This is a genomic window from Rhizobium leguminosarum bv. viciae, from assembly GCF_012276115.1.
Classification (GTDB): Bacteria; Pseudomonadota; Alphaproteobacteria; order Rhizobiales; family Rhizobiaceae; genus Rhizobium; species Rhizobium leguminosarum_T.
In genome coordinates this window covers 298,769-320,951 of sequence record NZ_WIEU01000005.1, presented here as the reverse complement: position 1 = coordinate 320,951, position 22,183 = coordinate 298,769, and the positions used below count along the sequence as shown (strand labels likewise).

The following is a 22,183-nucleotide window of genomic DNA, read 5'->3' as shown; positions in this document are numbered from 1 at the left end:
TCCCGGCGTTCAATCTTTGTTCTCATCATGACGCCTGCGCCTGCCAAGACACCCGGCTTCTGTCGCGACTGCCTTGCCGAGCAGAAGGGCGAGGCGCGCCGTTGCGTTTCCTGCGGCAGCCCCCGTCTCGTGCGCCACCGCGAACTCTACGCCTTGACGCTTGCGCATATCGATTGCGACGCCTTTTATGCAGCGGTGGAGAAACGCGACAATCCGGAACTTGCCGACAAGCCTGTCATTATCGGCGGCGGCAAACGCGGTGTGGTTTCCACCGCCTGCTATATCGCCCGCATCCACGGCGTGCGTTCGGCCATGCCGATGTTCAAGGCGCTGGAGGCATGCCCTCAAGCGATCGTCATCCGCCCCGACATGGAGAAATATGTCCGGGTCGGACGGCAGGTGCGCGCCATGATGCAGGATCTGACGCCGCTGGTGCAGCCGCTATCGATCGACGAGGCCTTCCTGGAACTCGGCGGCACCGAGAGGCTGCATCACGATCCTCCGGCGCGCACGCTGGCCAAATTCGCCCGTCGCATCGAAAGGGAGATCGGCATCACCGTTTCGGTTGGGCTTTCCTATTGCAAATTCCTCGCCAAGGTCGCCTCCGATCTGCAGAAGCCACGCGGCTTTTCGGTCATCGGCCGCGAGGAAGCGGTCGAATTCCTGGCGCCGCGTCCCGTCACCACGATCTGGGGCGTCGGTAAGGCCTTTGCGGCGACGTTGGAAGCGGACGGCATCCGCACCATCAGCCAGTTGCAGCAGATGGAGGAAAACGACCTGATGCGCCGCTACGGCAGCATCGGCCAGCGGCTCGCACGGCTGTCGCGCGGCATCGACGACCGCGAAGTGCATCTCAATGATGCCGCCAAGAGCGTTTCGTCCGAGACGACCTTCTTCGATGACATCTCGCGTTATGACGATCTGGTGCCGATCCTGCGCAACCTCTCCGAAAAGGTCTCCTGGCGGCTGAAGAAAAACGGCATTGCCGGCCAGACCGTGGTCTTGAAGATGAAGACCGCCGATTTCAAATCGCGCACCCGCAACCGCAAGCTCGAAGACCCGACCCAGCTTGCCGACAGGATCTTCCGCACCGGGCTCGAGCTTCTCGAAAAAGAGACTGATGGTACGAAATTCCGCCTGCTAGGCATCGGCGTCACCGATCTCGGCGACACCGCCCGTGCCGACCCGCCCGATCTGATCGACCAGCAATCGGGCCGGCGGGCGGCAGCCGAAGCGGCGATGGACAAGCTGCGCGACAAGTTCGGCAAGAAGACGGTCGAGACCGGCTATACATTCGGCAGCGGCAAGCGCGATCACTAGAGCATGATGCCGAAAAGTGTGAGCGGTTTTCGGACGACATCATGCTCTAACTATATAATGTAGAACAGGATTCAGATTTTAGGCCGAGCCGGCCTAAAATCATCCTGTTCTAGCGTATAACCCCGAAAATCGGAATCGATTTTCGGAAAAGATTATGCGCAGATTCAAAGCGATAGAGCGTCCTTAGCGCGTCTGAAGACGCGCGGCGCTCTAGCGCGTGAAATCTGCGGGTGGTCTGGCCTATAAAATCTTCCTTAAACTTCGTCCCATAATGTGCCGGGCAAGTATTGCGTATGGTTGGGTATCATGTTCTCGCGTCTCGTCTTCGGCCTCGGCTTGCTGTCGGCCACCGCACTCGTGCACCCGGCTCTTGCCGCGGATGCGCGCACGCTGCAGATCATCGTCTCGAAGGACAAGCAGTCGCTTGCGGTCTATGATGGCACCGAGGTCGTTGCGACCTCGAAGGTCTCGACCGGCAAGGACGGCCACACGACGCCGAGCGGCATCTTCTCGGTGCTGGAAAAGCAGAAATACCACGAATCCAATCTCTATTCGGCGGCGCCGATGCCGTTCATGCAACGGCTGACCTGGTCCGGCATCGCCCTGCACGAATCCAATTCGGTGCCGCGTTATCCGGCCTCGCATGGTTGCGTGCGCATACCCGGCGCCTTCGCAAAAATGCTCTACGGGATGACCGACCGCGGTGTCCCCGTCATTATCAGCGACGGTGAACTGGCGCCGCAACCGATCGACCATCCGACACTTTTTCATCCGAACGCACCGGCGGCGATGCCGCTATTTTCGGATGTCGAGCTGCGGCCCTCCATGCCCCACAGCACCGAAAAGCCGGTGCAGGTGGCGATGAACGACACGGCTGCGATGCCGATGCCGGCAGCGCCGCCGATTGCAGCGCTCGAACCCGAGCCGCCGTCCGAGCCGATCAGCATGCTCGTTACGCGCCGGACGCTGCGCGAGACGGTGATCGACATCCAGACCCTGCTCAACCAGCTCGGCTTTTCCGCCGGCAATCCGGACGGCCTGCTCGGTCCGTCGACCGTGCAGGCGATCAAGGCTTTCAAGACATTGCGGCCGACGGAATTCGCCGCCGACAGGAACCTGGTCTCCGACACGCTCCTCAGGGAAGTCTATGCCGCGGCTGGCAAGGGCGAGCCGCCGAACGGCGTCATCATGGTGCGGCAGGCTTTCAAGCCCCTCTTCGAAGCGCCGGTGACGATCGCCGATCCGGGACTGGCGCTCGGCACGCATTTCTTCACGTTGCATGCCGTCGATGCAAAGGCCGGCACAGCGGACTGGCTCGGCACCACGCTTGAGAACAATCTCTCCCGGGAAGCGATGAAGCGGCTCGGCATCACCAATCAGGAAAGCTCGATCATCACAGGTAAGCCGATCGCCCGTTCGCTCAGCCGGATTAGCATCCCCAATGAGACCCGCCGCAAGATCGAAGCGCTCATCGCGCCGGGCTCGACGCTGACGATCTCCGATACCGGCCTCGGCCGGGAGACCGGCGAAGGCACGGATTTCATCACAATCACCCGCGGGTGATCAGACAAGCTCGACGTCGACGACGCCAGGGGCGGCGCGAAGGGCGGCGGCAATCTCCGGCGTGATGCGGTATTTCTCCGGCAGCACCACCTCCACCTCACGTTTGCCCTCCTCCTTGATGACGATGAAGGAAACGAGGCCGTCGCCCTTGGCATTCAAATGGCCGGCAACCATTCTCAGCGGTCCGGAATCTCGGACATAGACGCGCAGCGCCTTCTGCATCTGCAGCGACTTTTCCTCCAGCGACTGGATTGTCTGGATCCGCAGGCCGATGCCCTCCGGCCGCTCCTCGCCCGTCGCGGTCAGCACGAAGGATTTTCCCGACTCGAGCACGTCGCGATACTGGTTCAGCATTTCCGAAAACAGCACCGCTTCGAACTGGCCTGAAGAATCCGAAAAGACGATGATACCCATCTTATTGCCGGTGCGGGTCTTGCGCTCCTGCTTCGAGATGACGGTACCGGCAAGGCGCGCATTGGCCGCGCCCTGTTTGATGGCGGCGGAAAACTCGGCAAAGGTCTGCACCCGCATCTTCTGCAGGATGTTGTTGTAGGAATCGAGCGGGTGGGCCGTCAGATAGAAGCCCAGTACCTGGAATTCCTTGAGCAGCCGTTCGGAGGGGAGCCAGGGCGAGAACGGCGGCAGCGAGATCTTCTCAGGCCCCGACGTCAGCGTGCTGCCGAAAATGTCCGACTGGCCGCTCAGCTTGTTCTCCTGGGCACGCTGGGCATAACCGAGAACACGGTCGAGGCCGGCTGCCAGCTGGGCGCGGTCCATGTCGAAACAATCGAAGGCGCCGGCATAGATCAGGCTTTCGAGCACGCGACGATTGACCTGGCGCGGATCGATGCGCAGGCAGAAATCCTCGATGCTGGCAAAGGGCTTGTCGCCACGCACCTCGACGATATGGTCGACGGCGGATTCGCCGACGCCCTTGAGGGCGGCGAGCGCGTAATAGATGCGGTTGTCGCCGGTCTCGAAATGGCGGAAGGAGGTCTGCACCGAAGGCGCGATCACCTCGATGCCGAGGCGTTTGGCATCCTGACGGAAATCATTGACCTTTTCCGTGTTGGACATGTCGAGCGTCATCGAAGCCGCGAGGAATTCGACCGGATAATGCGCCTTCATGTAGGCCGTCTGGTAAGAGACGATGGCATAGGCGGCGGCATGCGACTTGTTGAAGCCGTAATTGGCGAACTTCGCCAGCAGTTCGAAGATATTGTCGGCCTGCGGTTTCGATACGCCATTCTTGACCGCGCCGACGACGAAGCGTTCGCGCTGCTGGTCCATCTCGGCCTTGATCTTCTTACCCATGGCGCGGCGGAGCAGGTCGGCTTCGCCCAGCGAATAGCCTGATAGAACCTGGGCGATCTGCATCACCTGTTCCTGATAGACGATGACCCCTTGCGTTTCCTTGAGCAGGTGGTCGATCATCGGATGGATCGATTCCAGCTCTTCGTCGCCGTGCTTGCGGGCATTGTAGGTCGGAATGTTCTCCATCGGGCCTGGACGATAGAGCGCCACCAGCGCGATGATGTCCTCGATGCAGTCCGGCTTCATGCCGATCAGCGCCTTGCGCATGCCGGCACTTTCCACCTGGAACACGCCGACCGTCTCGCCGCGCGACAGCATCTCGTAGGTCTTCTTATCGTCGAGAGGAATGGCCGCGAGATCGACTTTGATACCGAGCTTGGCGACGAAATCGACCGCGACCTTCAGCACGGTCAGCGTCTTCAGGCCGAGGAAGTCGAACTTGACGAGGCCCGCCTGCTCCACCCATTTCATGTTGAACTGGGTAACCGGCATATCCGAGCGCGGATCGCGATACATCGGCACCAGTTTGGAAAGCGGCCGGTCGCCGATGACGATGCCGGCGGCATGGGTCGAGGCATGGCGGTAAAGCCCCTCGATCTTCTGGGCGATGTCGAGCAGCCGCGCGACAACGGGTTCTTTCGCCGCCTCTTCCTGCAGCTTCGGCTCCTCCTCGATCGCTTTGGACAGCGGCGTCGGGTTGGCCGGGTTGTTCGGCACCAGTTTGCAGATCTTGTCGACCTGGCCGTAGGGCATCTCAAGCACGCGGCCGACGTCGCGAAGGGCGGCGCGCGCCTGCAGCGAACCGAAGGTGATGATCTGCGCCACCTGCTCGCGGCCATATTTGGCCTGGACGTAACGGATTACCTCTTCGCGGCGATCCTGGCAGAAGTCGATGTCGAAGTCCGGCATCGAGACGCGTTCCGGATTGAGGAAGCGCTCGAAGAGCAGCGAAAAACGCAAGGGATCGACGTCGGTGATCGTCAAGGCATAGGCGACCAGCGAACCGGCACCCGAACCACGGCCGGGACCGACCGGAATGTCATGCTGCTTGGCCCATTTGATGAAGTCGGCAACGATCAGGAAGTAGCCGGGGAAACGCATGCGCTCGATGACGCTGAGCTCGAAATCCAGTCGCTCGCGATAATCCTTTTCCTCATAGCCCGGCGACATGCCGAGCGTCGAAAGCCGCATATCCAGCCCTTCGACCGCCTGGCGGCGCAGCTCGCCCGCCTCGGCGCGTTCGGCCTCCTCGGCATCGTCGGTCGCACCCGTGAAGCGCGGCAGGATCGGTTTTCGCGTCTTCAGCACGAAGGAGCAGCGCCTGGCGATCTCGATCGTATTTTCCAGCGCTTCCGGCAGGTCGGCGAAGAGCTTGACCATCTCGGCCCGGCTCTTCAGATAGTGATCCGGCGTCAGGCGAAAGCGGCTGTCATCGGAGACGATGGCGTTGTGCGCGACCGCCATCAGCGCATCATGAGCGTCGTAATCGTCGCGAGTCGGAAAGAAAGCCTCGTTGGTCGCAACCAGCGGCAGGTCGTGGGCATAGGCGAGCCCGATGATCTTCTGCTCGTGCCGCTTGTCGTAGGTGCCGTGCCGCTGCAGTTCGACATAGAGCCTGTCGCCGAAGAGGCGCTTCAGCGTGAGCAGCCGGGCTTCCGCCTGAGCGGGATGGCCTTCCTTGATCGCCACGTCAACCGGCCCGGTCAAGGCGCCGCTCAATGCGATCAACCCTTCCGTGCCTGCCTCCTCCAGCCAGGAGGCGCTGATATGAACAGCCTGGTTGCTCTCGCCGCCGAGATAGGCCCGGCTGACGAGATCGACCAGCCGTTCGTAACCGGCATCCGTCGCGGCAAGAAGAACGATCGACGGCAGCTTGACCAGAGCCTGCTGACCGCCGCGCTTTTCCGTTTCCAACCCGTCTCCCATATCGATCGAGACCTGGCAGCCGATGATCGGCTGCAGGCCGTCTTCCATCGCCTTCTGGGAGAATTCGAGGGCGACGAACAGATTGTTGGTGTCGGTAATCGCAATCGCCGGCTGGCTGTCGCCGGTCGCCTTGTAGAGGATCTTCTTCAGCGGCAGTGCGCCCTCGAGAAGCGAATAGGCGGAATGGACCCTCAGGTGGATGAAACTCGGCGTGCCGCCGGTCGCCTCGCCCGTTGAACCCTTTGCCGTATCCGCCATGACATGCCTTCCCAATCACCCGAATGAATCGGACGCATTGTCGGCATAGAAGGCGATGATGTCCAGAAGAAGTCCCGCGTCCGGACCGCATGATTGCCATACGGTCCCCTGAAAACTTTAGAGCGCCATGACGATGAGCGAGAAGCTGGCAACGAACATTGCGATGGAGGTGAATGCTGCGATATCACGGATCATGTCAGTCATCGGGCTCTCCTTTACTCGTTATGTTTTCAATTTGTTCCATGTATGTTCTGTTGTCAACAGGAATCTTTTCCTTCTTTCTTGTGTTTGAAAATCACAGGAAATAGGCGACGAATTGGCTAGGGGCCGGCGCTCGATGTGATCGGCAGCAGCCTTGCCCTTTCCCGATCCGCCGCAGATGGGGCATGGTGCTCAGGCGGCAGACCTCTTCAGGGCGACTCTTTATTTCCGGCATATGTTCCCTTTTTGTTCTTTACATGCCGCGGCACATTTGCCAGCATCTAGCTGAGAGGAGAATGGCATGTTGGATATTGCGATACTGAACGAATTCGTCGTGGAGGCGAAGGCTGCGACCTATGTCGGCGGCGGCGTAGCGCGCTTGCCCTGCCGGCCGGGTGCCCACGATATCGGTTACGAACGCGGCGACTGGCGCTATCTCGACAGCTATTTCGGCGGGACCGATTTCGCCGGACAGGAAGTGGTGTGGCTTGCCGACGAGCCGGTCTGGGCGATGAATTATTTCGGCTGCGTCATTGCGCCTGAACTCATCGACGGCACAGCAGCCGGAGCAGTGATCAAGGCTGCACTTTCGGCGATGTATCGCGAGGGCCGGTTTCTTGACGGGATGGAATTCGACCATCCGTTCGGCCGCTATATCGACAGCAGCGAAGGCGGCTGCGAGCGGTTCATCGGCCACGAATGCATCATGGTCGATGGCCAGAAGGCCTATATGCTCGACTATCGCGGCGGATTGATCATCCCTTGATCTGATTTGGGCCTCAGAAATCGACGATCTTGCCGTCCGAAATCGTTACGCGCCGATCCATGCGGCGGGCGAGTTCGTGATTGTGGGTGGCAATGAGGGCAGCAAGGCCGGACTGGCGCACCAGCGCTTCCAGCGCGTCGAAGACGTAGCTTGCCGTTTCGGGGTCGAGATTGCCGGTCGGCTCGTCGGCAAGAAGCAGGGTCGGCGCATTGGCGACGGCGCGGGCAATTGCAACGCGCTGCTGCTCGCCGCCGGAAAGCTCGCCCGGGCGATGCGAGCCACGATGGCCGATGCGCATATAATCGAGCAGCTGGCCGGCCCGCTCTCCGGCTTCCTTCCAGGAAAGCCCGGCGATCAGTTGCGGCATCATGATATTTTCGAGCGCCGAGAATTCCGGCAGCAGATGGTGGAACTGATAGACGAAGCCGATTTCGCTGCGGCGGATGGCGGTGCGTTTCTCGTCGCTCAGGCCATCACAGGCATGGCCGTTGATGTTGACCTCACCACCGTCCGGATGCTCCAGCAGGCCGGCGACATGCAGCAGTGTCGACTTGCCGGTGCCGGAAGGGGCGACGAGAGCGACAATCTCCCCCTTCGATATCGAAAAATCTACGCCCTTCAGGATTGAGAGCAGCGTACCGCCCTGCCCGTAATGGCGCTCGACGCCGGTAAGCTGGAGAACGACGTTGCGTTTCATGAAGGCGGCATTCCTTATTCGTAGCGCAGGGCCTGCACCGGATCGAGCCTGGAGGCACGCCAGGCCGGGAAGATGGTCGCGATGAAGGAGAGCGTCAGCGCCATGACGACGATCGAGATCGTTTCGCTCAGATCCATCTCGGCTGGCAGCTGGCTGAGGAAATAGACCTGCGGATTGAAGAGCACGGTGCCTGAAATCCAGGAGAAGAACTGGCGGACGGACTCGATGTTGACGCAGACGAGGACGCCGAGCAGAACGCCGGCAATGGTGCCGACGATGCCGATCGCCGCCCCGGTCATGAAGAAGATGCGCATGATCGCGCCGGCGCTGGCGCCCATGGTGCGCAGGATGGCGATATCGCTGCCCTTGTCCTTCACCAGCATGATCAGGCCGGAGATGATATTCAGCGCCGCGACAAGCACGATCAGTGTCAGGATCATGAACATGACGTTGCGCTCGACCTGCAGCGCCGAGAAGAAGGTCTGATTGCGTTGGCGCCAGTCGGTGATGGCGATCTGGCGACCGGCCGCCTCCTCCACCTTGGGCTTGAGAGCGTCGATATCGTCGGGGTGATCGACGAAGAGCTCGATCGACTGCACCAGCCCCTCGGCGTTGAAATAGAGCTGCGCCTCCTCGAGAGGCATGAAGATGATCGAGGAATCATATTCCGACATGCCGATCTCGAAGAGGCCCGAGATCTTGTAGGACTTGATGCGCGGGCTGACGCCCATCGGCGTGATGTCACCATCTGGCGACGTCAGCGTAATGAGATCACCGACACGCAGACCCAACTGGTCGGCCATGCGGGTGCCGATCATTACGCCGTCGCCGGAGGCAAAGCCCACCATGTCGCCGGGAGGCTTGATACTCTCGGAGACCATCTTGAGCTTGCCCAGATCCTCAGCGCGGACGCCGCGCACCAAAGCGCCAGTGCTGCCGCCGGCCTGAGCGGAGGCAAGCACCTGACCTTCCACCAAGGGCAGCGCCATTTTAACGCCAGGCACGGCGGCGAGCCTACTGGCGAGGTCGGGATAATCGGTGAAGGGCCCGTCGGACGGCTGCACGATCATGTGACCGTTGATGCCGAGGATGCGCGAGACGAGTTCAGTGCGGAAGCCGTTCATGACGGCCATGACGATGATCAGCGTCGCAACGCCGAGCATGATGCCGACGAAGGAGAAGCCGGCGATCACCGAGATGAAGGCCTCCTTGCGGCGGGCGCGCAGATAGCGCCACGCCACGAGGCGTTCGAAGGTGGAAAATGGCTTGCCAGCCGGACCCAAGCCGGATTTGGAACTCCGGTCCACTGCTGCCTCTGCCATTTCGCCTCCGTTTCCTTACGCTACGAACCGATTGATCGCCGCTTCGATGGTCATCGTTTCGCGGGCGCCGGTCTTGCGGTCCTTCACTTCCACTTCGCCGTTTGCGACCGCGCGCGGGCCGGCGATGATCTGGACGGGTACACCGATCAGGTCGGCGGTCGCGAATTTCGTGCCGGCCCGGTCGTCGGTATCGTCATAGAGCACATCCTTGCCGGCCTTGCTCAGCGCGGCATAGATCAGCTCGCAGGTATCGTCACAGGCCTGATCGCCCGCCTTCATGTTGATCACAACGATATCGAAGGGCGCGACCGATGCCGGCCAGATGATTCCGTTATCATCATGCGATGCTTCGATGATGGCGGGAACAAGGCGTGTCGGGCCGATACCGTAGGAACCCATATGAACGAAGTGTTCCTTGCCGTCCGGTCCCTGTACTTTCGCGCCCATCGGCTCGGAATATTTCGTGCCGAAATAGAAGATGTGGCCGACCTCGATGCCGCGCGCCGACAGGCGGTCGCCTTCGGCAACGGCGTTGAAAGCAGCCTCGTCATGCATTTCGGAGGTCGCCGCATAGAGCGAGGTCCATTTGTCGAAGATCGCCTGCAGGGCCTCGACATTGTCGAAATCGGTGTGTTCACCAGGAATATCGAAGTCGACGAAATCCTTGTGACAGAAGACTTCAGATTCGCCGGTATCGGCGAGGATAATGAATTCATGGCTGAGCTTGCCGCCGATCGGGCCGGTGTCGGCGCGCATCGGAATGGCGCGCAGGCCGAGCCGGTCGAAGGTTCTGAGATAGGCGGCGAACATCTTGTTATAGGAATGCTCCGCCGCTTCGCGCGTCAGATCGAAGGAATAGGCATCCTTCATCATGAATTCACGCGAGCGCATGGTGCCGAAGCGCGGACGGATCTCATCACGGAACTTCAGCTGGATATGATAGAGATTGAGCGGCAGGTCCTTGTAGGACTTGACGGAGGAGCGGAAAATATCCGTCACCATCTCCTCGTTGGTGGGACCGTAGAGCATCGGCCGGTCCTGACGGTCCTTGATGCGCAGCATCTCCTTACCGTAGGCGTCGTAACGGCCGCTTTCCTGCCAGAGCTCGGCCGATTGCAGGGTCGGCATCGACAGCTCGATGGCACCGGCGCGGTTCTGCTCGTCGCGGACAATGGCGTTGACCTTGTCGAGCACGCGCTTGCCGAGCGGCAACCAGGAATAAATGCCCTGCGACTGCTGACGGATCATACCGGCACGCAGCATCAGCCGGTGGGAGACGATTTCCGCCTCCTTGGGGTTTTCCTTGAGGATGGGCATGAAATAGCGGGACAGACGCATGGCGGATTCCGAAGAAGTTGAGATCCCGCAGCAGGCGGAATCGAAAGACCATTGTTAATGTCGGGAGCGTTCATAGCCGCTTCGCGGCAGGAAGGAAACCCGCAACGGATGCCGGCAACCTCCCGGAAGCGCATGTTCGCACCCGCAAAATGAAAGGGCATGAAAAAGCGCGTGTTTATAAGGACTTGAACGAAAATCTTGTCAACAGAAAAATTTTGCTAGAGTGTAGCAAAAATGCAAAAAAAGCAGATGACAAAGCCCAATGTTTGAGCTAGTTTTAGCTCACAAAACAGGCAGGAAGTTAAATTCTTGCCGAATTCGCGGTCAAGTCTTGGGAGGATCAGATCTTAGGCGCGCTCGTCGCAGCCCCGGCAACGGTTACAGATCACGCGATACTTAAAACAAGGCTTTTAGCCTTGTTTTTTTTTGGCTTTTCGGCCTCCATTCCATCCAAAAATCCGGCCGACTACCGTTAGGGGATGACCGTCATTCCGTTACGAGAGCTCTTTGCCGCAACAGCATGACACTGGTATGACGAAGTTCGCTTTCAATAGGTTTACATCTGCTCAAAGTTTGAGCAAAAGCCACGCTCAATAGAAGCTGGGGCCGAGTTGCGGCAGGGCATCGAAGCCCCAACCGAAATAGGTGTCGCAGACATACCAGAGGCCGTAGATCAGAGCCGAGATCAGTGTCGTCAGCGAAAACACGAAAGCGGCACGAAACCGGGCGGGCGCGCTTGGAACGGTGCCAAGCACGACGTCGTTGTCGTCCGCCTGGGTGCGCAGGCCGATCGGCAGAACGGCAAAAAGCGTCATCCACCAGATGATGAAGTAGACGGCAAATCCCTGAAGAAAGATCTGGAGCATTATGGTTCCCGTTGGTGTCGCGTCCTTATACGGCGGAATGGCGACCAACTCAAAGCGGGCGAAGCGTTTAGCCGCCTGCGGGTCACTCTGCCGCAGCAGGGCTCAGACCTGTTCGAGTTCGATCAGCGTGCCGAAGAAATCCTTGGGGTGCAGAAAGAGCACCGGCTTGCCATGCGCGCCGGTCTTCGGCTGGCCATCGCCGAGCACCCTGGCGCCCGCCGTGACCAGCCGGTCACGGGCGAGAAGAATATCGTCCACCTCGTAGCAGATATGGTGCATGCCGCCGGACGGGTTCTTTTCGAGGAAGGCTGCGATCGGCGAGGTAGCTCCGAGCGGCTGCAGCAATTCGACCTTGGTGTTCGGCAATTCGACGAAGACGACGGTGACGCCGTGTTCCGGCAGAGCCTGCGGCTGCGATACGGCAGCGCCCAGCGTATCGCGATAGGCCGCCGTCGCCACAGCCAGATCCGGCACGGCGATGGCGATATGGTTGACCCGGCCGAGCATGGTCAGACCTTGGTGACGAAGGCGGTGACAAGAGGTTTCTTGCCCCAGGTGTTGTTCGCGGCCGAGCGGATGGCGCGACGCACGGCCTCCTGCAGCATGTCGATATCCTTGCGGCGGGCGCGCGGAATGCTCTCGATGGCGCTGACCGCCGCGTCGAAGAGCGTATCCTCCATATCCTCGCCCTCGTCATCGTAGGTCGGCAGGCCGATCGAAATGAGGTCGGGTTCCCCGATGATGTCATAGCGGGCGTCGAGCACGACGTTAACAGCGACATGGCCGACATAGGAGAGCTTCTTACGCTCGCCGATACCCATCTCGTCGAAATCGCCGATCAGCGTTCCGTCCTTGTAGATGCGGCCATGCGGCGCCTCGCCGATCACCTCGACGGGACCGGGCGCCAGCCGCAGGATGTCGCCGTTGCGCACCCGCGGCACCAGCCCGATGCCGGATTGCTCGGCAAGCTCCTTGTGGGCCGTCAGATGTATCGCCTCGCCATGCACCGGCACGACGATCTTCGGCCGCGTCCACTCATACATCCGCTGCAGCTCGTTGCGGCGCGGATGGCCGGAAACGTGGACCAGCGCCTCGGTATCCGTGATGATGTGCACGCCTTGCTCGACGAGGCCGTTCTTGATGTCCTGGATCGCCTTCTCGTTGCCGGGAATGGCGCGCGAGGAAAAGACGACGATATCGCCCGCCGCAAAGGCCACATTGCGCATCTCGTCGCGGGAGAGCTTGGCAAGGGCTGCCCGCCCCTCACCCTGGCTGCCGGTGAGGATAACGACGACCTTGTCACGCGGGATATAGCCGTATTCCTCCTCGGAGATGAAGGGCTTCACGCCTTCCATGAGACCGACGTCCTGGGCGACGTCGACGACGCGCTTCAGCGAACTGCCGAGCAGCAGCACTTCGCGGCCTGCCGCCTCGGCCGCCTCGGCTACGGTGCGGATACGCCCGACATTCGACGAGAAGGTGGTGATCGCCACCCTGCCCTCGGCATCCTCGATGATCTTGCGCAGGCTTTCGGACACATCCTTCTCGGAGGGCGAGACACCGTCGCGTAGCGCATTGGTGGAGTCGCACATCAGCGCCAGCACGCCCTCGTCGCCGAGCTGGCGGAAACGCGTCTCGTCGGTCAGGGGTCCAAGCGAAGGCTCGTGGTCGATCTTCCAGTCGCCGGTATGGATGACATTGCCGACCGGCGTGCGGATCATCAGCGACATCGGCTCGGGGATCGAATGGTTGACGGCGACGCCTTCGATGCTGAAGGGGCCGACATTGATCGTATCGCCGGCCTTGAACGGCGTCACCGGCACTTCGCCGATCTTAGCCTTCTCGAAATTGCGCTTGGCTTCGAGCAGACCTGATGTAAAACCAGAGGCATAGACCGGCACGTTGAGGCCGGGCCAGAGGTCGGCGAGCGCACCATAATGGTCTTCATGCGCATGGGTGATGATGATCGCCTTGAGGTTCTTTCGTTCGCTGGCGAGGAAGCGGATATCGGGCAATACGAGGTCGACACCCGGCAGGTCTGGCCCCGGAAAAGTGACGCCACAATCGACCATGATCCACTGGCGATGCTCGGGCGGGCCGTAGCCATAGAGAGCGAGATTCATGCCAATCTCACCGACACCGCCCAGAGGCAGGAATACCAGTTCGTCCTGTTTCGCCATAATTTTCGTTTTTTCCGCTATCCAAAAAACACATCACCGGCAGCAATGGGCATTATCCTGCCAGCGCCGGTATCGAGCATCAACAAGCCATTATCATCAATTCCGGCGAATTGTCCGGAAATCGATCGGTCCGGCAAATTGACCGTAATCTTTTCGCCGATGCCGCAGGCGATGGCGCGCCAGAGCGCCGTGATCTCGCCGATGCCACGGCCCTGGTCCCATATTTCAAGCACTTCCGCCGTGGCGGCGAAGAGATGCGCGAAAAGTTCCTCCGGCGACGCCGCACTTCCCTGCTGACGCAGGCAGGTGACGGGGTAGAGCGGATTGTCCGGCATTACCGAAATATTGATGCCGATGCCAATGATCAGCGCGTAACGGCCGTCCGGCAGCCCCTCGCCTTCGACGAGAATACCGCAGGTCTTCTTTCGGCCGATGAGGATATCGTTCGGCCATTTGACCTCGATCGGCTCGGCGCCCAGTGGCAGCACCCTGCGGATCGCCTGGTGCACGGCAACGGCGATCGCCAGCGGCAGCGAGCCCAGGCGCTCCATCGGCGCTGGATCGATCAGGAGAAGAGAAGCGTAGAGATTGCCGCGTTCGGAAACCCAGAGCCTGCCGCGGCGGCCGCGGCCGCCGGTCTGCCTCTCGGCGGTCACCCAGAGATTGCCGCCATCGCCCGCCCTAGCCCGGGCGAGGCATTCGTTGTTGGTAGACGATGTTTCCGACAGAGCCTCGTGCCTGAAATCGCCGAGCGATATCCGGCGCCGTCCGTCGGAAGCCATCAAAAGAGCGTCGCAGCGGCAAGCTCTGCCGCGCCGCCGATCGGGCCGCCGATGAGGACATAGGCGGTGACGAAGAGACCGGAGAGACCGAAGACCAGACGCAGCGCTCCGGAGACACGGGCGAATTCGCCGGTCGCCTCATCGAACCACATCAGCTTGATGACACGCAGATAATAGTAAGCGCCGACGACCGAGGCGAGAACGCCGATAATGGCGAGCGCATAGAGCTTGGCTTCGATGGCGGCAACGAAGACGAAGTACTTCGCGAAGAAGCCGGCGAGCGGCGGGATGCCGGCAAGCGAGAACATCAGCGCCGTCAGCACTACGGCCATGAACGGGTTGGTTGTGGAGAGGCCGGCGAGATCGTCGACATTTTCGACGACGGTGCCGTCCTTGCGGCGCATCGACATGATGATCGCAAAGCTGCCGAGCGTCATGACCATGTAGATGACCATGTAAAGCATGACGCCGGTGACGCCGGTCTGGTTGCCGGCGGCAAGACCGACCAGCGCATAACCCATGTGGCCGATCGAGGAATAGGCCATCAGCCGCTTGATGTTCTTCTGACCGATCGCGGCAAACGAGCCGAGCAGCATCGAGGCGATCGAGATGAAGACGACAACCTGCTGCCAGTCCGCCAGAACCGGTTGGAAAGCAGTGATGACGATGCGGGTCATCATCGCCATGGCGGCAACCTTGGGAGCTGCGGCAAGGAAGGCGGTCACCGGCGTCGGCGCGCCTTCATAAACATCCGGCGTCCACATATGGAAGGGAACGGCCGAGATCTTGAAGGCGATGCCGGCGAGGATGAAGACCAGGCCGAAGATCAGGCCGAGCGAACGCGCGCCCTCGACGGACAGCGCCTGGGCGATTTCGGAGAAGTGGGTGTGGCCGGTGAAGCCGTAGACCAGCGACATGCCATAGAGCAGCATGCCGGAGGAAAGCGCGCCGAGGACGAAATATTTCAGGCCGGCTTCGGTCGACTTCAGGCTGTCGCGGTTGATCGCGGCGACGACATAAAGCGCCAGCGACTGCAGTTCCAGGGCCAGATAGAGCGAGATCAGGTCGTTGGCCGAGATCATCAGCAGGATGCCGAGGGTCGCAAGCACCAGGAGAACCGGAAACTCGAACTTGTCGAGCTGATTTTCGTGGGCGTGGCCGATCGACATGAAGATGGCAACCAGCGAACCGATCAGCGCCACCAGCTTCATGAAGCGCGAGAAGCCGTCCGCCATATAGACCCCGCCATAGGCAAGGCCTTCTGCGGGCACGAAGAGCAGCCACAGGCCGGAGGCCAGGAGCAGGACGATGGCGAGGCCGGTGACGACAAGGCCCGACCGCTCGCCTGAGAAGACGCCGACCATCAACAGGACAAGGGCGCCGACCGCGAGGATGAGCTCCGGCGCGGAAAGATGCAGACTGAGGAGAATTGTTTCAGCGGTCATGTCCAATAAGTCCCGTCATCATTTCATAGACAGCGCAACATTCTGCGCTGCGTGCACGGCGGCCGTGTAGTTGTTGACCAGCAGATCCACCGAGGCGGCCGTCGCATCGAAGACCGGAGCCGGATAAACGCCGAAGAAGATGGTCAGCGCGACCAGCGGGTAGAGGATCAGCTGTTCGCGCCTGGAAAGATCGAGCAGCGCCTTCAGCTTTTCCTTCTCCAGCGCACCGAAGATCACCCGGCGATAAAGCCAAAGCGCGTAGGCGGCCGAGAGGATGACGCCGGTGGCGGCAAAGAGCGCCACCCAGGTGTTGACGCGGAAGACACCGATCAGCGTCAGGAATTCGCCGACGAAGCCCGACGTGCCGGGAAGCCCGACATTGGCCATGGTGAAGACCATCATCGCCACGGCATATTTCGGCATGTTGTTGACGAGGCCGCCATAGGCGTTGATCTCGCGGGTATGGGTGCGATCGTAGACGACGCCGACGCAGAGGAAGAGCGCGCCGGAGACGATGCCGTGCGAGAGCATCTGGAAGATCGACCCCTGAACACCCTGCATGTTGGCGGCAAAGATGCCCATGGTCACATAGCCCATGTGCGCTACCGAGGAATAGGCGATCAGCTTTTTGATATCGTCCTGCATCATCGCCACCAGAGAGGTGTAGATGATGGCGATCACAGACAGTGCGAAAACCAGTGGCGCGAAATAATCGGACGCGACCGGGAACATGCCGAGCGAGAAACGGATGAGACCGTAGCCACCGAGCTTCAAAAGCACGCCAGCCAGGATCACCGAACCTGCCGTCGGCGCCTGAACGTGGGCATCGGGAAGCCAGGTATGGACCGGCCACATCGGCATCTTCACCGCAAAGGAGGCGAAGAAGGCAAGCCATAACCAGGTCTGCAGCGCCGGTGGGAACTTGTATTCGAGCAGCGCGGTAATATCGGTCGTGCCAGCCTGCCAGTACATCGCCATGATGGCGAGCAGCATCAGCACAGAGCCGAGCAGCGTATAGAGGAAGAACTTGTAGCTCGCATAGACGCGGTCCTTACCGCCCCAGACGCCGATGATCAGGAACATCGGAATGAGGCCCGCCTCGAAGAAGACGTAGAAGAGCACGATATCGAGCGAGACGAAGACGCCGATCATCATCGTTTCGAGGATGAGGAAGGCGATCATGTATTCCTTCAGGCGCTTCTCGATCGAGAGCCAGCTCGCCAGCACGCAGAAGGGCATGAGGAAGGTCGACAGGATGACGAACAGCATCGAGATGCCGTCGACGCCGAGGTGGTAGCCAATGCCGGTGCCGAGCCAGTCATGCTTCTCGAGCATCTGGAAGTCCGGATTGGCATTGTCGAAGCCGATCCAGATGAAGAGCGAAACGACGAAGGTGAAGACGGTGGTGATCAGCGAGATCCACAGCACGTTCTTCCGGCCGGTTTCGCTCTCGCCGTTCATTAGCAGCAGGAGCACCACGCCGACGAGCGGCAGGAAGGTGACCGTTGAAAGAATAGGCCAATCGGTCATCAGAAGGAACTCCCGAGCATCATCCAGGTAACGAGCGCCGCAATGCCGATCAGCATGGCGAAGGCGTAATGATAGAGGTAACCGGTCTGCAGGCGAACCACGCGATCGGTGACGGCGACGACGCGAGCGGCGACGCCGTTCGGACCGTAGGTGTCGATGACGCCGACATCACCCTTCTTCCACAGGAAGCGGCCGAGCGCCTTGGCGGAGCGGACGAAGAGGAAGTCGTAGAGTTCGTCGAAATACCACTTGTTCAACAGGAACCGGTAGAGCACGCGGTGCTGCTGCGCCAGGATGCGCGGTGTCTGCGGCGAGCGGATATACATGTACCAGGCGGTGACGAAGCCGAGCACCATGGCGATGAACGGGCTCAAAGCCACGAGCGCAGGAACATGGTGGAACTCTTCGACCAGTTCGTTCTCGGCGCCGGTAAAGAGCGCACCCTTCCAGAATTCGGCATATTCCTCGCCGTAGAACCGGCCTTCGAAGATCACGCCTGCAAGCACCGCGCCGATCGCCAGGAGATAGAGCGGTACCAGCATGACCTGCGGCGACTCGTGGACGTGGTGCATCACCTCGTGCGAGGCGCGCGGCTTGCCGAAGAAGGTCATGAAGATCAGGCGCCAGGAATAGAAGCTGGTGAACAGAGCCGCGATGACCAGCAGCGCGAAGGCAAAGCCCGCGACCGGCGAATGCGAAGCATAGGTCGCCTCGATGATCACGTCCTTGGAGAAGAATCCGGCAAAACCGATCGGCGTGAAGGGAATGCCAAAACCGGTGATCGCCAGTGTGCCGATGATCATCAGCACGGCAGTAACTTTAATATGCGGCCACAGGCCGCCCATGTAGCGCATGTCCTGCTCGCCATCGACGGCATGGATGACCGAGCCGGCGCAGAGGAAGAGTAGCGCCTTGAAGAAGGCGTGGGTGAAGAGATGGAAGATCGCTGCGCCATAGGCCCCGGCTCCCAGTGCCACGAACATATAGCCGAGCTGCGAGCAGGTGGAATAGGCGATGACACGCTTGATGTCGTTCTGCACGAGAGCGACGGTTGCCGCGAAGAAGGCGGTGATCGCGCCGATCACGGTGACGACAACCAGCGCATCGTGCGACAGTTCGAAGAGCGGCGACATGCGGGCGACGAGGAAGACGCCGGCGGTGACCATGGTGGCGGCATGGATGAGGGCCGAGACCGGGGTCGGGCCTTCCATGGCGTCCGGCAGCCAGGTGTGCAGCAGGAACTGCGCCGACTTGCCCATGGCGCCCATGAAAAGCAGCAGGCAGATACCGGTCAGCGCATGCGCCTTGTCGAGCTGCATGCCGAAGAGATTGAGGATCACCTCGCCCGCTTCGCCGCCGCCCTCATGCGGGGCGAAATTCGAGGCATTGGCGAAGATCGTGTCGAGGTTGATCGAGCCGAACAGCACGAAGACGCCGGCAATGCCGAGCACGAAGCCGAAGTCGCCGACGCGGTTGACGATGAAGGCCTTCATCGCCGCAGCCGTCGCCGACGGCTTCTTGAACCAGAAGCCGATCAGCAGATAGGAGGCGAGACCGACACCTTCCCAGCCGAAGAACATCTGGGCAAGGTTGTCAGCAGTCACCAGCATCAGCATGGCGAAGGTGAAGAGCGAGAGATAGGCGAAGAAGCGCGGGCGATGCGGATCGGTATGCATGTAGCCGATCGAATAGACATGCACCAGCGTCGAGACCGTGTTGACGACAATCAGCATGACTGACGTCAGCGTATCCACGCGCAGCGACCAGGAGACGTCGATGCCGCCGGACTGGATCCAGCGCAGCACCTCGACCTTGATCGGACCGCCTTCGGCATGGCCCATGCCGACGGTGAAGAAGACGACCCAGGACAGGATGGCGGCGATGATCATCAGGCCGCTGGTGACATATTCCGAAGCCTTGGCGCCGATTGCGCGGCCGAAAAGGCCGGCGACGATCGCACCGGTCAAGGGAAGAAAGACGATAGCCTTATAGAGGAACATGAGCCACTCAGCCCTTCATCATATTGACGTCTTCGACCGCGATCGAGCCGCGGTTGCGGTAGAAGACAACGAGAATTGCAAGACCGATCGCCGCTTCGGCAGCCGCGACAGTCAGGATGAACAGTGCGAAGACCTGGCCGACGATGTCGTTCAGGAAGGAGGAGAAGGCGACCATGTTGATGTTGACGGCAAGCAGGATCAGTTCGATCGACATCAGGATGACGATAACGTTCTTCCGGTTCAGGAAGATGCCGAAGACGCCGAGCGTGAAGAGGATGGCGCTGACCGTCAGGTAGTGGGAAAGTCCGATGACCATGTTTTTGTTCCTTGACCTGCCTTTAGACGCCCTGCCCGGGCTTGACCGAAACCACCTCGACGGCGGTGGCGGGCGTGCGGGCAACCTGCCTGGGAATATTCTGCCGCTTGATGTTGGTGCGGTGTCTCAATGTCAGCACGATCGCACCGATCATGGCGACCAGGAGCACCAGACCGGCGATCTGGAAGAAATAGACGTAATTGGTATAGAGCACGTCGCCGAGAGCGGCCGTATTGGTGCGCTCGCTCAGCGCCGGGATCGGCATGGCAACGCTCCTGGCGATCTCCGGCGAGATGACGCTGCCGCCGATGACGACAATCAGTTCGGCAGCGAGGATCACCCCGATCAGCCCGCCGATCGGCGCATATTCGAGAACGCCGGCCCTCAGTTCGGTGAAGTCGATATCGAGCATCATCACCACGAAGAGGAAGAGCACGGCGACGGCGCCGACATAGACGACAAGCAGGATCATCGCCAGGAATTCGGCACCGAGCAGCAGGAAGAGGCCAGCCGCATTGAAGAACACCAGGATCAGGAAGAGAACCGAGTGAACCGGGTTCTTCGCCCAGATGACCATGAACGCCGACGCCACCGCGACAAAGGCGAAAAGATAGAAAAATAGAGCCTGCAGACCCATGTTGGTGCCTTTTTCATCTTCCCCCGGGCAGCCGGGAGTTTCCCTGCCCGATGGAGCTTTCGCTGGCGCTAACCGGCAAAGCTCCTGTGCATGTTGACCGCGACAGGAGCGCTTAAGCTCCACCGCGGCATTTCAAAATCTCAATCAGCGGTACGGCGAGTCGATCGCGATGTTGCGGGCGATTTCGCGCTCCCACCGGTCTCCGTTATCCAGAAGCCGTGCCTTGTCGAAGTAGAGCTCTTCGCGGGTTTCCGTCGCAAATTCGAAATTCGGGCCTTCGACGATCGCGTCGACCGGGCAGGCTTCCTGGCAGAAGCCGCAATAGATGCACTTCACCATGTCGATGTCGTAGCGCACCGTGCGGCGCGTGCCGTCGTTGCGGCGCGGACCCGCCTCGATGGTGATCGCCTGGGCAGGACAGATCGCCTCGCAGAGCTTGCAGGCGATGCAGCGTTCCTCGCCGTTCGGATAACGGCGCAGCGCATGCTCGCCGCGGAAGCGCGGGGAGACCGGACCCTTTTCGAAGGGATAGTTGATCGTCGCCTTCTGGCGGAAGAAATAGCGCATCGACAGAAAGAACGCGCCGACGAATTCCTTGAGAAACAGCGAGCTGATGGAGCCGGACAAGCTTGCCATCTTCAACCTCCAATTTTGCCGAAAACGAGAGCGGGCACCATCATGCCCAACCCATCAGTTTCAGCACGAATGCAACGATGACGACCATGGCGAGCGACAGCGGCAGGAAGACCTTCCAGCCGAGGCGCATGAGCTGGTCGTAGCGGTAGCGCGGAACGAAGGCCTTGACCATCGCGAACATGAAGAACACGAAGCAGGCCTTCAGCGTGAACCAGATGATGCCTGGAACCCAGTTGAGGATCCAAATATCGACCGGGGGCAGCCAGCCGCCGAGGAAGAGGATCGTCGTCAGCGCGCACATCAGGCAGACGGCCGCATATTCGCCGAGCATGAACATCATATATGGCGAGGAGCCGTATTCGACCATGAAGCCGGCGACGAGTTCCGATTCGGCTTCCGGAAGGTCGAAGGGCGGGCGGTTCGTTTCGGCGAGCGCCGAAATGAAGAAGATGATGAACATCGGGAAGAGCGACAGCCAGTGCCAGTCGAGGAACGACGCCGGCAGGCCAAGCATGGTGCCGAGGCCGGTATGCTGCGCATTGACGATATCGGTCAGGTTTAGCGAGCCGACGCAGAGAAGCACGGTGACGATGACGAAGCCGATCGAGACTTCATAGGACACCATCTGTGCCGCCGAGCGCAGCGCACCGAGGAACGGATACTTCGAGTTCGAAGCCCAGCCGCCCATGATGATGCCGTAAACCTCAAGCGAGGAGATCGCGAAAATATAGAGGATGCCGACATTGATGTTGGCGATCACCCATCCGTCGGCCAGCGGCACAACCGCCCAGGTGGACAGCGCCAGAAGCACCGTCACCAATGGGGCAAGCAGGAACACCGCCTTGTTGGCGCCGGCCGGAATGATCGGCTCTTTGAAGACGAACTTCAAAAGATCGGCGAAGGACTGGAACAGGCCGAAGGGACCGACGACGTTCGGGCCGCGGCGCAACTGCACGGCTGCCCAGATCTTACGGTCGGCGAGCAGCACGTAGGCGATGAAGACGAGCAGGCAGACAAGAAGCAGCAGCGACTGGCCGACCATGATGATCGCCGGCAAGACATAGCTTGAAAAGAAAGAATCCATAG

At 60.5% G+C, this 22,183-nt stretch carries 18 protein-coding genes; 3 read left to right on the top strand and 15 right to left on the bottom strand.

Features of this window, described 5'->3' with window-relative positions:
* Nucleotides 1-27: 27 nt before the first annotated feature.
* On the top strand, nt 28-1,320 hold the full coding sequence (locus GFM02_RS12580) for a DNA polymerase IV (protein WP_168272502.1): 1,293 nt from the start codon (nt 28-30) through the stop codon (nt 1,318-1,320).
* Nucleotides 1,321-1,626: 306 nt separating this feature from the next.
* On the top strand, nt 1,627-2,883 hold the full coding sequence (locus GFM02_RS12575) for a L,D-transpeptidase family protein (protein ID WP_168321812.1): 1,257 nt from the start codon (nt 1,627-1,629) through the stop codon (nt 2,881-2,883).
* Here the strand turns inward: GFM02_RS12575 and dnaE are convergent, their stop codons facing one another.
* Nucleotides 2,884-6,381: a DNA polymerase III subunit alpha gene (gene dnaE / locus GFM02_RS12570; RefSeq protein ID WP_131664218.1), complete on the bottom strand. Its 3,498-nt coding sequence runs from the start codon at nt 6,379-6,381 to the stop codon at nt 2,884-2,886.
* Between the two features lie 502 nt (nt 6,382-6,883).
* On the opposite strand from dnaE, the gene GFM02_RS12565 reads away from it, so the two are divergent.
* Nucleotides 6,884-7,348 (top strand): DUF5680 domain-containing protein, encoded by a 465-nt coding sequence (locus tag GFM02_RS12565; protein ID WP_020049505.1) that lies wholly within the window; start codon nt 6,884-6,886, stop codon nt 7,346-7,348.
* A gap of 13 nt (nt 7,349-7,361) precedes the next feature.
* Here the strand turns inward: GFM02_RS12565 and GFM02_RS12560 are convergent, their stop codons facing one another.
* The 14 genes from GFM02_RS12560 to nuoH form a co-directional block, all read right to left on the bottom strand.
* Entirely contained in the window at nt 7,362-8,045 is a 684-nt protein-coding gene (locus GFM02_RS12560; protein WP_020049504.1) for an ABC transporter ATP-binding protein, read from the bottom strand.
* Nucleotides 8,046-8,059: 14 nt separating this feature from the next.
* Nucleotides 8,060-9,367 (bottom strand): lipoprotein-releasing ABC transporter permease subunit, encoded by a 1,308-nt coding sequence (locus tag GFM02_RS12555; RefSeq protein WP_168321811.1) that lies wholly within the window; start codon nt 9,365-9,367, stop codon nt 8,060-8,062.
* Between the two features lie 15 nt (nt 9,368-9,382).
* Entirely contained in the window at nt 9,383-10,705 is a 1,323-nt protein-coding gene (proS, locus tag GFM02_RS12550; RefSeq protein ID WP_168272482.1) for a proline--tRNA ligase, read from the bottom strand.
* A 590-nt stretch (nt 10,706-11,295) separates the two neighbouring features.
* Nucleotides 11,296-11,571, bottom strand: coding sequence for a DUF1467 family protein (locus GFM02_RS12545; protein WP_168272481.1), 276 nt, complete (start codon nt 11,569-11,571; stop codon nt 11,296-11,298).
* 102 nt (nt 11,572-11,673) lie between these two features.
* Nucleotides 11,674-12,078 carry a methylmalonyl-CoA epimerase gene (gene mce, locus GFM02_RS12540; RefSeq protein WP_168272480.1) on the bottom strand — a complete coding sequence of 135 codons (405 nt, stop codon included), beginning with the start codon at nt 12,076-12,078 and terminating at the stop codon, nt 11,674-11,676.
* Between the two features lie 2 nt (nt 12,079-12,080).
* Nucleotides 12,081-13,751: a ribonuclease J gene (locus tag GFM02_RS12535; protein WP_168272479.1), complete on the bottom strand. Its 1,671-nt coding sequence runs from the start codon at nt 13,749-13,751 to the stop codon at nt 12,081-12,083.
* 17 nt (nt 13,752-13,768) lie between these two features.
* Complete coding sequence (locus GFM02_RS12530) at nt 13,769-14,533, bottom strand: biotin--[acetyl-CoA-carboxylase] ligase (RefSeq protein WP_168272478.1); 765 nt, start codon at nt 14,531-14,533, stop codon at nt 13,769-13,771.
* Nucleotides 14,533-15,978: an NADH-quinone oxidoreductase subunit NuoN gene (nuoN, locus tag GFM02_RS12525; protein ID WP_020049497.1), complete on the bottom strand. Its 1,446-nt coding sequence runs from the start codon at nt 15,976-15,978 to the stop codon at nt 14,533-14,535. The genes GFM02_RS12530 and nuoN overlap by 1 nt, the downstream gene beginning before the upstream one ends.
* An 18-nt stretch (nt 15,979-15,996) precedes the next feature.
* The gene (locus GFM02_RS12520; protein ID WP_168272477.1) at nt 15,997-17,508 is read right to left on the bottom strand and encodes an NADH-quinone oxidoreductase subunit M; all 1,512 of its coding nucleotides are present in this window, start codon (nt 17,506-17,508) and stop codon (nt 15,997-15,999) included.
* A complete protein-coding gene (gene nuoL / locus GFM02_RS12515; protein WP_168272476.1) occupies nt 17,508-19,508 on the bottom strand; it encodes an NADH-quinone oxidoreductase subunit L in 2,001 nt (666 codons plus the stop codon). The genes GFM02_RS12520 and nuoL overlap by 1 nt, the downstream gene beginning before the upstream one ends.
* A 7-nt stretch (nt 19,509-19,515) precedes the next feature.
* Nucleotides 19,516-19,824, bottom strand: a complete 309-nt coding sequence (gene nuoK, locus GFM02_RS12510) for an NADH-quinone oxidoreductase subunit NuoK (RefSeq protein ID WP_003547388.1) — start codon at nt 19,822-19,824, stop codon at nt 19,516-19,518.
* A gap of 22 nt (nt 19,825-19,846) precedes the next feature.
* Entirely contained in the window at nt 19,847-20,461 is a 615-nt protein-coding gene (locus GFM02_RS12505) for an NADH-quinone oxidoreductase subunit J (protein WP_020049494.1), read from the bottom strand.
* Between the two features lie 144 nt (nt 20,462-20,605).
* Nucleotides 20,606-21,097, bottom strand: coding sequence for an NADH-quinone oxidoreductase subunit NuoI (gene nuoI, locus GFM02_RS12500; protein WP_003547385.1), 492 nt, complete (start codon nt 21,095-21,097; stop codon nt 20,606-20,608).
* Between the two features lie 40 nt (nt 21,098-21,137).
* Nucleotides 21,138-22,181: an NADH-quinone oxidoreductase subunit NuoH gene (gene nuoH / locus GFM02_RS12495; protein WP_077976232.1), complete on the bottom strand. Its 1,044-nt coding sequence runs from the start codon at nt 22,179-22,181 to the stop codon at nt 21,138-21,140.
* Nucleotides 22,182-22,183: the final 2 nt, after the last annotated feature.